Source organism: Flavobacteriales bacterium (genome assembly GCA_016704485.1).
GTDB lineage: Bacteria > Bacteroidota > Bacteroidia > Flavobacteriales_F > PHOS-HE28 > PHOS-HE28.
This window is the reverse complement of record JADJAA010000001.1, coordinates 1,416,906-1,429,770: the sequence shown is the minus strand read 5'-3', so window position 1 is coordinate 1,429,770 and position 12,865 is coordinate 1,416,906. Positions and strand designations below refer to the sequence as shown.

At 50.2% G+C, this 12,865-nt stretch carries 11 protein-coding genes and 1 tRNA gene; 4 read left to right on the top strand and 8 right to left on the bottom strand.

Translation table 11 applies throughout. From position 1 onward, the window contains the following. Positions 1–47 precede the first annotated feature (47 nt). From IPF95_06060 to IPF95_06045, 4 genes are all read right to left on the bottom strand, one after another. Positions 48–1,283 carry a T9SS type A sorting domain-containing protein gene (locus tag IPF95_06060; protein MBK6474258.1) on the bottom strand — a complete coding sequence of 412 codons (1,236 nt, stop codon included), beginning with the start codon at positions 1,281–1,283 and terminating at the stop codon, positions 48–50. Between the two features lie 129 nt (positions 1,284–1,412). Then, a complete protein-coding gene (locus IPF95_06055; GenBank protein MBK6474257.1) occupies positions 1,413–2,465 on the bottom strand; it encodes a T9SS type A sorting domain-containing protein in 1,053 nt (350 codons plus the stop codon). Positions 2,466–2,767: 302 nt separating this feature from the next. Next, positions 2,768–3,880: an acyltransferase gene (locus tag IPF95_06050; GenBank protein ID MBK6474256.1), complete on the bottom strand. Its 1,113-nt coding sequence runs from the start codon at positions 3,878–3,880 to the stop codon at positions 2,768–2,770. 27 nt (positions 3,881–3,907) lie between these two features. Then, entirely contained in the window at positions 3,908–5,758 is a 1,851-nt protein-coding gene (locus IPF95_06045) for an ABC transporter ATP-binding protein (protein MBK6474255.1), read from the bottom strand. 91 nt (positions 5,759–5,849) lie between these two features. On the opposite strand from IPF95_06045, the gene rbfA reads away from it, so the two are divergent. The 3 genes from rbfA (at position 5,850) to IPF95_06030 (ending at position 8,393) form a co-directional block, all read left to right on the top strand. After that, the gene (gene rbfA / locus IPF95_06040) at positions 5,850–6,188 is read left to right on the top strand and encodes a 30S ribosome-binding factor RbfA (protein ID MBK6474254.1); all 339 of its coding nucleotides are present in this window, start codon (positions 5,850–5,852) and stop codon (positions 6,186–6,188) included. A 165-nt stretch (positions 6,189–6,353) separates the two neighbouring features. Beyond that, positions 6,354–7,163 carry a class I SAM-dependent methyltransferase gene (locus IPF95_06035; GenBank protein MBK6474253.1) on the top strand — a complete coding sequence of 270 codons (810 nt, stop codon included), beginning with the start codon at positions 6,354–6,356 and terminating at the stop codon, positions 7,161–7,163. Positions 7,164–7,175: 12 nt separating this feature from the next. After that, the gene (locus tag IPF95_06030; protein ID MBK6474252.1) at positions 7,176–8,393 is read left to right on the top strand and encodes an ABC transporter permease; all 1,218 of its coding nucleotides are present in this window, start codon (positions 7,176–7,178) and stop codon (positions 8,391–8,393) included. 147 nt (positions 8,394–8,540) lie between these two features. Here IPF95_06030 and dusB read toward each other — a convergent pair whose 3' ends face one another. The 4 genes from dusB to IPF95_06010 all read right to left on the bottom strand — a co-directional run bounded on the left by dusB (position 8,541) and on the right by IPF95_06010 (position 11,753). Further along, positions 8,541–9,533, bottom strand: coding sequence for a tRNA dihydrouridine synthase DusB (gene dusB / locus IPF95_06025; GenBank protein ID MBK6474251.1), 993 nt, complete (start codon positions 9,531–9,533; stop codon positions 8,541–8,543). 281 nt (positions 9,534–9,814) lie between these two features. Continuing rightward, positions 9,815–9,904 (bottom strand) — tRNA-Ser (locus IPF95_06020). A gap of 47 nt (positions 9,905–9,951) precedes the next feature. Then, on the bottom strand, positions 9,952–10,980 hold the full coding sequence (locus IPF95_06015) for a type I asparaginase (GenBank protein MBK6474250.1): 1,029 nt from the start codon (positions 10,978–10,980) through the stop codon (positions 9,952–9,954). Next, a complete protein-coding gene (locus IPF95_06010) occupies positions 10,977–11,753 on the bottom strand; it encodes a TatD family hydrolase (GenBank protein MBK6474249.1) in 777 nt (258 codons plus the stop codon). Before IPF95_06010 ends, IPF95_06015 begins: the two co-directional genes overlap by 4 nt. A 119-nt stretch (positions 11,754–11,872) precedes the next feature. Here IPF95_06010 and IPF95_06005 point away from each other — a divergent pair, with 119 nt between their 5' ends. Further along, on the top strand, positions 11,873–12,856 hold the full coding sequence (locus IPF95_06005; GenBank protein MBK6474248.1) for a glycosyltransferase family 9 protein: 984 nt from the start codon (positions 11,873–11,875) through the stop codon (positions 12,854–12,856). Positions 12,857–12,865: the final 9 nt, after the last annotated feature.

Sequence of the window (12,865 nt, the reverse complement as noted above, 5' to 3'; positions counted from 1 at the left end):
TGAATGGTAACCTCCGTTCACCCTCTACTGATCACTGGAACAATTGCTCAAGGATCCACGAAAATGACCTGGCTTCGACCCAACAAACTTCCTTGGGCATCATAGGCCATGACGATGTAGCATCCAGCTTCCAGACCCATGCGTTGCATCGTTACTTGCTCGCGAAATGGCCCTTGCATTGTACGTATTATTCGACCTGATCCATCCACAAGTTCGATCGACTTAACAGCCGCTGACCCCAACTCCATCACCACTGCATCGCTACTTGGGTTGGGGTAAACTGTTAGTTGCGCCAGGTTACTGTACTCACCGATACCGACCGAGCACAGACCCAGTTGGCAAATGATCACTGAGCTCTCCACAATTCCAGTATTGACATCCAAATACGGCCATTCGGTTGTTGTTGGGGATGTGTCGCAGATGTGTGCGAAGTTCCCTAATGTGCCATTATTGATCGACGTACCTGAAATACAAATGGTCCCTTGGTCACGGATCTCGCAACTCTGATGATTCAGAAAATTTTGTGTCTCAACAATTGCGTTAATATGGTTATTGGAAATCGCCTGAAATTCCGGAACCCCATTGATCAATGAGTCAGTGCAAATAATGATCCCATCATTTTCAAAGCCGTTAAGTACATGAAGTGATCCTGCCGTGATCGATCCCGAATTTTGCACTAGAAGCGATAATTCTACTCGACCTACAATACTAATAGACCCTTCATTCGACTGCAACCTTCCGTTGTACTCAGCTCCCATCAGTGAACATGTTGCACCGAGGTTATGTATCATACCTAAATTCAGTATCACATTACCCTGAAGGACTCCACTCCAATTGTGCATATTGCGCCCCCAGCCATTTACGATCGAATCATTGGCCTGAATACTACCGAAATTGAAACAAGTGTCTTTGACGTTAATGAACACATCAGCTACAATGTTGCTATAATTCCTAAACGTTCCAGAATAAAAGCACCACATCCGCACAACATCGATCGAACCATAATTATGCAATGTTCCGAACACGGATAACTGGCCGTTACTTGTGATCGAACCAGCTGGTTCGATCCGTAAAAAAGTTGCATTGATCTCCGTGTCAGGCAAAGTCGCTACCATGGCGTGCGACACGATCAAGGTGTCGCACGCACTCGGATCACATCCGCAATCCCAAACTGTTGAGTCGTTCCAGTTACCTGAAGCTATCGTATGGCACGCCTCCGCCAAAACTGGCCCAGCCATTGCGAAACTAGAGATCAACAGGATCAAGGCCCTTATTTTCCACATGACCGATCAATTGGTTACGCCAAAGTAGCTCTTGACCATGAGGGAACTTGAATTTCTGCTCTCACTTTCAGGAAAGGCGAGAATGAACAAGGAACGGTCTATTTCACGGAAGACAAAGAACCAAGCTCTTCAGTTATTTATGAAGACCAGCTGGCTTCGTCCCGTCAAACTACCTTGTGCATCGTAGGCCAAGACGAAGTAACACCCTGCTTCCAGAGCCATCCGTTGCAATGTTACTTGCTCGTAAAACGGACCTTGCATGATCCGGATCATTCTTCCGGATCCATCCACAAGTTCGATCGACTTTACAGAAGATGACCCAAGTTCAAACACCACTGCATCGCTACTTGGGTTCGGGTAAACCAAAAGTTGAGGAGCGTTACTGACCTCGTCAATTCCAACTGAGCACAGCCCCGGCTGGCAAACGATCACCGAGCTTTCAACTATTCCTGTATTCACGTCCAAATAGGGCCATTCCGTTGATGTTGGGGAAGTGTCGCAGATGCGGAGCGTGCCTTCAATGCTTCCTTCGTTAGTGGACTCACCGGAAATACACATCGTGCCACTACCAAACACTCTACATGGTTCTGGATTAAAGAAAACATTGGTTTCAACTAACGCCCCTCCGAATATTTTAGATATTTCCGCCGAACCTAACCCCGGCAATCCAGTTATCAAAGAGTCTGAACAAGTGATGGTCCCGTGTGTTTCGAGACCAGTACTTACTTGTAAAGTAGCGGTAACGATACTGCCTGTATTTTCAATAATGGAGGAAAGTCTAATTGCTCCCGAGACATAGATCGTACCATAATTAGCCAATGATCTACCCTCAATATATTGAGCTGTCAATGAGGAGCCGACACTTACATTATCGAAGAATCCGAGGTTACCAAAAACAGCAACTTCCATCAGTGCATAATTATAAAAACTACTTCCGAATCCATTAATGATCGTATCGTTCACTGTAAACGTACCGTAATTGACGCACGAATCTTTCGACATGATAAAAAAATCGGCTACAAGAACTCCCGTATTGCGCATATAGCCTTGAGTAAAGAAATCCAGCCATGATTCATCAATGAGGCCGAAATTATCCACTGTTGAGGTAATATTCACTTCAGATGAACCCGTTAATGATCCGCTCGCTTCGATCCGTAGATAAGCGGCGTCGATGTACACCACTGGATCAGTTGTTAGGAGGTCGTGTTCGACATAGAGCGTATCACACAGTACCGGATCACAACCACAATCCCAAACTGCTGGATCGTTCCAATTTCCAGATGCGATCGTGTGACAAGGCTCAGCGCAAAGCAGACCCATCAACATGCAACTGAAGATCGTTAGAACCAGTCTTCGCTTATACCTCATGATAGTACATTAGGGTTGTGCCAAAGTAACCCGGATCGAGAACCACTTTACACGTTCAATCGAACTGATCTGAGCAACGGTTCCGTAGGCCAGGGAATGGAAAATAATACGGATCCCTATCGAGCACTTCGACCTACCAACAGCTCCGTGACCTTTCCCCGCAACCGCATAAAAGGCAATTCATACCAGCGGTAGATTGCTGCTGCGGCAAAGATGGAAGTCGCCCAGAAACCAGCGTAAAGAAGAACTGTTTCCGACTTTGAAAGTCCTTCAGCTGCGTCCAAGAAGAAGTAGCGCAGCGGCAAGTGCACGAGGTAAAGTGCATAGCTGATGGTACTCAGGAACTCAACGGGCTTGGTAAACTTCGCGGTTGAATACCACGAAGAAAGAACGGGCAATGTCATGGCCAATGCAATGCTGATGAACGTGAAATACCATGTGGACAAGTAGCCGACATTGGTCATGCTCCACGGTATTGTTGCGAGCCAATAGCCAAGCACACCCACTATGAAAGCGAACCACTTCAACTTACTCCATGCTTCTCTGTAGTAGTGATGGAACCACGCAGCAAGCACACCAAAGCCGATCATGTCCAAACGATTCACGACCAACTTGCGGATGATCAGATCCTGCTGGAAGAGTGATTCGATCCCATCGATGTACGAAAAGCGGATCACCGTGGGAAGTATGATCATGACCATTGTCGCCAACAAGAATGCATAGCGTATAGGCAGTTTGATCAACCGCAACACACCATGCACAGCGATCGGGAAAAGCAAGTAGAACCATTCTTCAACTGCCAATGACCAGGACTCCCAGAACATGAGTCCGAGTTGAACATGGAAATTCTGGAGGAAGAGGAAATAAGCCCACGTATTTGTGTGAAGTACTCCTCGCGAGACACCTGCATAGGCCAACCCGATGTTCACGAATAGGAACAAGTAGTAATTGGGCAGTGTACGAAGCCATCGTCGTTGCCAAAAATTCAACAACGCTTTGTACCAAGGCAGTTCATTTTCTTCCAGCGAGCGCAGTAAAATACCACCCACCAGGAAACCGCTAAGAACGAAGAACAGATCCACACCATCAACATAACTTATTGAAAGATCCGGTGGCCAATAGGCTCCGAGCAGTTCAAGCGAATGGCTGTACGCGACCTGTATGATCGCCAGTGCCCGCATAACATCCAGACCAAAGATCCGTTGCGACTGTGATCCGTTGGTGAGCATGAACGACGGTGCGTTTACGAGTTGGATCTACGCGAATGCCTGCATATCGCAAAGCTTCCGGTATTGACCATTGGCCTCGAACAACTGTTTATGCGTTCCGCGCTCGATGATACGTCCTTCCTGCATCACGCAGATCTCATTGCAATGTTGGATGGTGCTCAAACGATGCGCTATCACCAAACTTGTTCGGCCTTCCAACATCTTGAAAAGCGCATCCTGCACCAGCCGTTCACTCTCAGTATCCAAGGCACTTGTTGCTTCATCCAGGATCAGTATCGGAGGGTTCTTCAACACAGCCCGTGCAATGCTGATCCGCTGTTTTTGCCCACCACTGAGACGGTTCCCACCATCACCGATGTTCGTTTGGTAGCCACCATCCATGGCCACAATGAAATCGTGTGCATTCGCGATCCGGGCAGCGCGTTCAATGTCCGCCATGGCCACACCGGGTGTTCCGAACGCGATGTTATTCGCGATGGTATCGTTGAACAAAATACTCTCTTGCGTAACGATACCCATCAAAGACCGCAGATCGCTAATTCGGAGGTCGCGGATATCATGACCGTCGATCAGTAACGCGCCACCGGTAACATCAAAGAAGCGTGGAAGCAGACCAGCCATGGTCGTCTTTCCACCGCCGCTCATTCCTACCAAAGCAACACTGTGTCCTTTCGGTATCTCCAGATCGATCTCGTTCAGGACCGTAGTGAATGCACTACTGTTCTTGTCACCTGAAATTGCATCGTACGCGAATGAGACCTTCTTGTAAGTGATCCGATCATTGAAAGCGGTGATCGGTGCCGCATCCGGTTTTTCCTTCACCGTATTCTCTACTGCGAGTAGATCGAAAATGCGTTGACCACTAGCACCACCTCTTGTAATTGCTGAATACCCTTGCGAAAATCCTTTGATCGGTGCCAACAACTGCGAGAAGATGATGATGAACCCAAGGAAGCTGTCTCCGGTCAACGAGGGTGTAGCACCCAGAACATACGAACCGCCGATGTATGCGATCGCGGCCATGACCGCAGCACCCATGGTCTCACTCAAAGGCGATGCAATATCCTGCCGATTCAGCATGGCGATACTGCTGCGGGCGAGCATCTCATTCTCGCGTGCAAAACGCCGCTCCATATCCGCCTCGCCGTTGAAGGCTTTCACTACGCGGATACCCGTCAATGTTTCTTCAACCCGTGCCAACACATCGGCGCTCTTTTCCTGAACGCGGTTGCTCCGGCGTTTCAGACTTTTACTGATGCGACCGATCAACAGACCGCTGATCGGCAGGAGCAACAATGAGATCAAGGTGAGTTGCGGTGAAAGCGTCACCATGGTGGCCAAGAACAGGATCACAGCGATCGGCTCGCGGAATACCATTTCGATGTAGAACATCACCGAGTACTCGATCACTTGCATATCGTTGGTGATCAACGAGAGCAGATCGCCTTTCCGCTCGCCGCTGTGATAGCTTAACGGCAACGACATCATCTTCCCGTAGATCGCAGCGCGCACATCGCGAACGATCAAGTTGCGGAAATTACAGATCGCTACGAGTGCGAGGTAACGGAATAGGTTCTTGAAAAGGAAAAGCACCACCACGCAGATACTGATCACCAACAATGCCCCCATTTGCCCGCGTTCCTCAATAAGCACGGTGAGCCCCCAATTGAACGTTCCTTCCAATCCTTCGCGGGTCCATAAGGCAGCGGGGCGTTCATGCACCATTTGTACCTGACCCAGTAACAACCTCAAAAAGGGAATAAAAAGCAGTAACGAAGCCAGGTGGAACAGCGTTCCCAACAAGTTGAACACCGCGTTCAGCGCGGCAAAATGCCTGTACGGCTTACCGTAAGCGAGTATCCGGAAGAAATTGCGCATTCAGGTTGAAGGTCGCGAAGTTACCGGTTCGACCCGGCGGTTGGTAGGAACCATACGGAACCTGACGCTCACCCACTACCTTCGCCCACCAATGGACACTTTAAGACAGAACAAGGTCAATAGCATGCTGCAACGCGAGCTAGCGGAGATCTTCCAGCTCGAAGGGCGCAATTTCCTACCGGGCGGGCTTATCACGGTATCAGCGGTGCGCATAAGTCCGGACCTCGGATTGGCAAAGGTTTACCTTAGCCTCTTTCCGGTAAAGGACAAGCAAGGCGTTATCGATACGATCAAAGCACAGAGCCATCGCCTACGTGGGCAATTGGGTGGCCGTATAGGCAAGCACATGCGCATTGTGCCGGACCTGAATTTCTACATCGATGACTCGCTGGATCGGGCCGATGAGATCGACCGGCTATTGAAAAAGTAGAGCAGATATTCCCACCAACTCGTTTAATGATCTCACCTGATAAATGCGGCACGTGTCACAGAGTTCTTAGAAACCCAGAACATACAGATCAGTGAACCTGACCGTCGATGCGGCACATTCTAAATTCTACATTTATCATTCTCCATTTTTCATTCCCAAAGGGCAATGCAGTATGATCCGGTAAAACGTCGGTTAGGGGTGGTCTTCAACCGTACGCCCTTTCTGCGCAAGATCTTCTACGGCCTTCTGGACCTGCTCTTACTAAGAGCATGGCACATTCAGCGAGAGCTTACCAAATGGGCTGCTGATAAGCGTGATCGGCAACTAGCGATCTACGATGCTGGTGCTGGATTCGGGCAATACACCTATTGGCTAAGCAGCAAGAGCAGGAAGTGGAACATTACTGCGATCGATGTGAAGGATGAACAGGTTGCTGACTGCAATGCATTCTTCAGCAAGATCGGTCGCACTCAGGTTAAATTCGAAGTTGGGGACGTTACCAAATTCACCAAAGCGGATACGTTCGAGCTAGTAGTTTGTGTGGATGTCATGGAACACATTCTCGAAGATGAAGCGGCGTTGAAGTGTTACAGCACATCGCTTAAGTCCGGCGGCATGTTGATCATCAGCACACCGAGCGACCAAGGTGGTAGCGATGTGCATGAGGAAGGTGAAGGCTCTTTCATTGAAGAGCATGTGCGCGATGGGTATAACATCGACGACATCCGAGCGAAGTGTCTGCGAAATGGATTCACGAAAGTTGAAGCGCGCTACAGTTATGGAGCACCGGGCAAGATCAGCTGGAAGCTCAGCATGAAGTGGCCGTTGCTCATGTTGCAGGCGAGCAAATTATTCTTCATCCTACTACCCTTCTATTACGTGATCGCCTACCCGATCGCATTCGTGTTGAACATGTTCGATGTGCGCATGAAGCACAGCACGGGTACAGGACTGATCGTTAAAGCTTGGAAGTAGATCGTACGAACAATGAACCTCCCACTGCTCTTCGCTCGTCGGTATTTATTGGCCAAGCGCTCGCAGAACGCAGTGAATGTGATCACCATCATCAGCATCGTGGTGATCGCTGTGGTGACCGGCGCAATGGTCGTTGTGCTGAGCACATTGAACGGTATCGGTGATCTTGTGGATTCCATTTACAGTCCGTTCGATCAGGACATCACCATCACTCCGGCAACGGGTAAGACCTTCCCTAAGAATACGCTTGACCTTTCGCAATTGAACGCGCTGCCGGAAGTACAACGATCAAGTTGGGTGATCGAAGAAAATGTATTGTTGCGGTGCGGTGATCAGCAAGGCGTTGCAACCATGAAAGGCGTGGAACCACAGTACTTGGAGATGAGCAGGCTGAAGGACTTCTTGTTCGATGGCGCCATTTCATTGGAAGGAACCACCGGCCCGACCGCGATACTTGGCATTGCATTGAAGACCGACCTTGCCGTTCCGTTGGATGATGGTGTTTTCCAGCCGTTGGAAATAAGCGCTCCGATACGTGGACGAAAACTGAGCAAGTACCAACAGCGGGCCTTCGAGCAGTCGTCATTGGCCGTAAGCGGAACGTATACGATGAACATGGAGTTCGACGCTAAATATGCTGTGGTGCCGCTTGAATTCGCACAAGAAGTATTGCATTATGACAGCTCCGTGAGTGCCTTGGAGGTTCAACTAAAAAACTCCAAGGACATGGACCGGGTAGCGAAAAAACTGCGCGTGGACCTCGGCCCATCGTTCATTGTAAAAACGCGTTACCAGAAAAATGCGTTGATGTATCAGACCAATGCATCGGAGAAATTGTTCACGTTCATCATTCTTGTTTTCATTGGCCTTATCGGGGCGTTCAACATCATCGCATCGTTGACCATGATGATGATCGAGAAACAGCAGGACATGAGAACGCTGATCAGTATGGGAGCCACACCGGGCGTGGTACGCAGGGTGTTCTTCAATGAAGGATTGTTGATCGTGATCGTCGGCATTTTTGCTGGATTGGCGCTTGGCCTTGGTATCTGTTTCGCGCAGCAACAATTCGGGTTCGTGGCCTTGAGCGGATCAGTTGTGGAAGCCTATCCCGTATTAGTGCAAGCAGAGGACCTCGTTGTGATCTTCTTCACGGTGCTTACTATCGGCGTGTTGGCCGCATGGGTACCGTTAAGGACGTTAAGCAAGCGGTTCTTGAACACGTGGTGAGGTCGGTGAATGGTGAATGGTGAATGGGTCGGTCCGATCACCATTCAGCATGTGCTACTGACTTTTATTCACTTGCCTGATCAATTAGAACAAAGTGGGGTAATGGGTCGGTCCTATCACCGTTCACCATTCACCATTCACCTCACTTCACACGGCAACCTCCACCGAATACAGTGCGATCACTTCGTCCAGGATCTCTTCAATGATCTTGGGATCGCGTTCCGTACACAGGCGAAGGCGCACTTCCTTCACGTTGGGAAGACCACGGAGATAATTGCCGTAGTGGCGCCGCATTTCAACAACACCTTCCCACGGACCTTTCCATGCAAGTGAGCTCAACAAGTGTTCGCGACAGGCTTCCACACGGTCTTCAATTGTTGGCGCCGGTAGATGTGTACCCGTGGCCATGAAATGCTTGATCTCGTTGAAAATGAATGGATGGCCGATCGAGCCCCTTCCGATCATGATCCCATCCACGCCGTAGCGATTGCGATATTCAACGGCCTTTTCCGGTGAATCGATATCGCCATTCCCGAAGATCGGGATATTGATGCGTGGGTTGTTCTTCACCTCACCGATCAATGTCCAGTCCGCGGGGCCTTTGTAGAGTTGTGCACGTGTGCGACCGTGGATCGCCAATGCCTGGATACCGACTTCCTGTAACCGTTCGGCCACTTCCATGATGTTCTTGGTGTGGTCGTTCCAACCAAGGCGTGTTTTCACTGTCACCGGCACCTTGACAGCATTAACGACCGCTTTGGTGAGCCGCACCATTTTGTCCACGTCCTGTAACAAGCATGCACCGGCGCCTTTATTCACGACCTTATGAACGGGGCACCCGTAATTGATATCGATCAGATCTGGTCGCACTTCTTCAGCAATGCGGGCCGCCTCTTCCATCGCATCCTCTGAGCCACCGAAAAGCTGAATACCAACAGGGCGTTCATTCTCGAAAATATCGAGCTTCTTCATGCCTTTGGCCGCCCTTCGGATCAACCCTTCACTGCTGATGAACTCCGTATACATCAGATCTGCACCATGCTTTTTGCACAACGCACGGAACGGCGGATCGCTCACATCCTCCATGGGAGCGAGCAACAGCGGGAATTCGCCAAGTTCTATGGGGCCGATGCGGACCATCGTTTTTAAGGGCTTCAAAGGTAAGGAAGTGGTGGTGAGTGGATGTAATGCTATTACGTTCAACTCACGATCTCTGAATATGTAATGTGCCTAGTGAGATCGTAGACCCTGAAATCTTCGCGGTAAGGGATTGACCTCCCTTTGGTCGGTCTTTCTGTCGGACGGCAGAGGGCTTCAATGTGACGGTCGCTGCGTGACCTGGTTCATTTTAATACGATCGCTTTTTCGAGCTAGTTCGAGCGCGATCGTATTAAAATGAACGCCGCTACGCGGCGTCACATTGGCGGAGAGAGAGGGATTCGAACCCCCGTTACCCTTTCGAGCAAACACACTTTCCAGGCGTGCGCCTTCAACCACTCGGCCATCTCTCCGGTTGTACGCCCCACGATCTTGTTGTGTGGCGGGGCGCGAAAGTAAGCTACTCAGTTAGTTCTCCTGCCAAGGACTGCACGAAATGTTGAGCAACGACCTCGTTCTTCGAGTACATCCCCAATAGGAACATAAGCTTCGTCACTGCAGCCTCAATTGTCAGATCCGCACCGGAAACCATGCCCATTTTCAGGAAGGCTTGGCTGGTGGCGTATTTCCCTTGTTCTACTCTGCCGCCTACGCATTGGGTAATGTTCACCAAGAGCACGCCCCGTTGTGTCGCTTCCTTCAACGCACTGATGAACAACGGGTCCCGCGGGCCATTTCCGCTACCGAACGTGGTAATGATCGCGGCACGAAGTCCCGGTTGTGACAAAGCATGATGCACCCAACTTGGTCGAATTCCAGGGAACAAGCGGATCACGGCCACTTCGGTGTTGAATGCAGTATGCACCTTGAACTTTGCGGAACGATGAGTCAAGATCGCCGACCGATCGTATTTGATGTGTACGCCGGCTTCTGCCAGAGCTGGCCAATTGGGTGACCGGAAGGCTTCGAAACGCTCTGCATGCACTTTAACGGTCCGGTTACCTCGCATAAGTCCGTATTCGAAATACACGGCCACTTCCGGGACCATTGCTCTTCCTTCTTCGTCTTTTGCAGCCGCGATCTCAATGGCGGTGATAAGGTTCTCTTTGGCATCGGTACGGATGGTGCCAATGGGTAATTGGGAACCCGTAAGGATCACCGGTTTGTTCAAGCATTCGAGCAGAAAACTGAGTGCACTCGCGGTATAGGCCATGGTATCGCTGCCGTGCAGTACTACGAAACCATCGTACAGGTCGTAGTTTTCCCCTACGATCTCGGCCAAGCGCACCCAATGCTCCGGGTTCATATCGCTGCTATCGATCGGCTCTTCGAACGCGACCGCTTCCAGATCCACTTTTACACGCTCCAATTCTGGGACTTGCTCTTCCAGATGTGCAAGATCCATGGGTTGTAGCGCACCAGACTTAGGGTCAGCCCACATGCCGATGGTGCCACCGGTATAGATCAGAAGAACAGAAGGTTGTTTCATGCGTTACGTGGGGCAAAAAGACGTTCGGCGTTTGCGGTAGTAATGGCAGCGACCTGTTCGAGCGTAAGGCCACAAGCTTCAGCAAGTTTTGCAGCGATCAAGGGAATATAGCTGCTCTCGTTGCGTTTACCGCGATGCGGAACGGGCGCTAGATAGGGGGCATCGGTTTCTAACACGCAATGGTCAGCACCTACAACGGCCATTGTTTCTGCGAGGCCACCGTTCGGGAAGGTGATAACGCCACCGATACCCAAATAGAAATCGCCCAGTGCTTTGATCCGTTCCGCATGTTCTGGAGTTCCCGTAAAACAATGGAATACACCGTGCAGTCGATCATCGTTCTCCTCTTCAACAATAGCAATGGTCTCCTCGAAGCTCTCGCGACAATGGATAACGATGGGCAACGCCATTTCCTTCGCCCAGCGCACGTGCTGCCGAAAGACGTCCTGCTGTTGGATCAAAAAGGTCTTGTCCCAATGCAGATCGATGCCGATCTCTCCTACGCCACAATAACGTCCTGTGCGCAACAGCCGTTCAACCTCGGCCATTTGTACTTCATTATCCTCGCTCACCGAACAGGGATGCAACCCCATCATTGGGTAGCAAACATCCGAATACGCTTCTGCCAGTGCATCCATTGCCTCGATACTTTCTTTGTCGATGTTGGGCAGGAACAACTTCTTCACCCCTGCATCCAGCGCGCGTTGCACCATGGCTGCCCGGTCGCCTTTGAATTGGTTATGATACAGATGAGCGTGCGTATCGATGAACATGGCGCGAAGTAACGGAGTCGAGCTCGAACTTGAGCCCTTCAAAGTCGAAGAACAGGGCCTACTTTTGACAGCGTATTTTACGGGACTGCCCAATACCAATGGGTTGCCGTTCCTCATCCATGAAGATCCTTGTACTTCGATTCAGTTCCATCGGTGATATTGTGCTTACCAGTCCGGTACTACGGTGCCTCAAAAAGCAAGTAGCTGATGCGGAGATCCATTTCGCGACCAAATCGGTATTTGCGGATCTGGTGAAGTTCAACCCGAACGTTACTAAAGTTCAAGAATTGGATGAGGATATCAATGCGTTGATCGCAAAATTGAAACCGGAAAAGTTCGATGTCGTCATCGACCTGCACAACAACCTACGTACCGCTAGGATAAAACGGGGTCTCGGCGTTCCTTCACATAGCTTCCCGAAATTGAACGTGGAGAAATGGCTTTTGGTAAACCTGAAGTGGGACCGTATGCCCAAGATCCATATCGTGGACCGCTATCTCAGTGCGGTGGCTTCTTTAGGTGTGAAGAATGATGGAGCAGGGTTGGACTTTTTCATACCACAGGAACGGGCGGTGAAGTTGAGCGACCTACCAACAACGCATCAGAATGGATATACCGCACTGGCCATAGGTGCGGCTCACGTTACCAAGCGATTGCCGGAACACCGTTGGATCGAACTGGTGCAAATGATCGAAGGTCCGCTGGTCTTGATCGGTGGCGAGGACGATGTGCGTATTGCCCGTGGCATTGCGAACGAAGTAGGTGGACGCGCTTGGGACGTTACCGGTAAGTATGATATTCTGGGCAGCGCATCATTGATAGAGCAAGCGCGCGCGGTGATAGCGCATGATAGTGGCGCCATGCACATCGCATGTGCGTATCGCAAGAATGTGGTAAGCATTTGGGGCAATACCGTTCCTTCATTCGGTATGGGACCCTACATTCCAACAAACCCGGAACGTGCCCACATTTCTGAAGTTCTGGGGCTTTCGTGCCGCCCGTGTTCCAAGATCGGTTTCAATGATTGCCCAAAAGGTCATTTCCATTGCATGGAAAAGCATGACCTACAGCGGATTGCAACTTTGGCCGAACAGATCACGTAATACCCGCTC

What these genes read in the sequence shown, in the direction of transcription:
- rbfA (MBK6474254.1), top strand. Translation starts at nt 5,850, where the DNA reads ATGGACACTTTAAGACAGAACAAGGTCAATAGCATGCTGCAACGCGAG.
- IPF95_06005 (MBK6474248.1), top strand. Translation starts at nt 11,873, where the DNA reads ATGAAGATCCTTGTACTTCGATTCAGTTCCATCGGTGATATTGTGCTT.
- IPF95_06035 (MBK6474253.1), top strand. Translation starts at nt 6,354, where the DNA reads ATGCAGTATGATCCGGTAAAACGTCGGTTAGGGGTGGTCTTCAACCGT.
- IPF95_06045 (MBK6474255.1), bottom strand. Translation starts at nt 5,758, where the DNA reads ATGCGCAATTTCTTCCGGATACTCGCTTACGGTAAGCCGTACAGGCAT.
- IPF95_06060 (MBK6474258.1), bottom strand. Translation starts at nt 1,283, where the DNA reads ATGTGGAAAATAAGGGCCTTGATCCTGTTGATCTCTAGTTTCGCAATG.
- IPF95_06015 (MBK6474250.1), bottom strand. Translation starts at nt 10,980, where the DNA reads ATGAAACAACCTTCTGTTCTTCTGATCTATACCGGTGGCACCATCGGC.
- dusB (MBK6474251.1), bottom strand. Translation starts at nt 9,533, where the DNA reads ATGGTCCGCATCGGCCCCATAGAACTTGGCGAATTCCCGCTGTTGCTC.
- IPF95_06030 (MBK6474252.1), top strand. Translation starts at nt 7,176, where the DNA reads ATGAACCTCCCACTGCTCTTCGCTCGTCGGTATTTATTGGCCAAGCGC.
- IPF95_06010 (MBK6474249.1), bottom strand. Translation starts at nt 11,753, where the DNA reads ATGTTCATCGATACGCACGCTCATCTGTATCATAACCAATTCAAAGGC.
- IPF95_06050 (MBK6474256.1), bottom strand. Translation starts at nt 3,880, where the DNA reads ATGCTCACCAACGGATCACAGTCGCAACGGATCTTTGGTCTGGATGTT.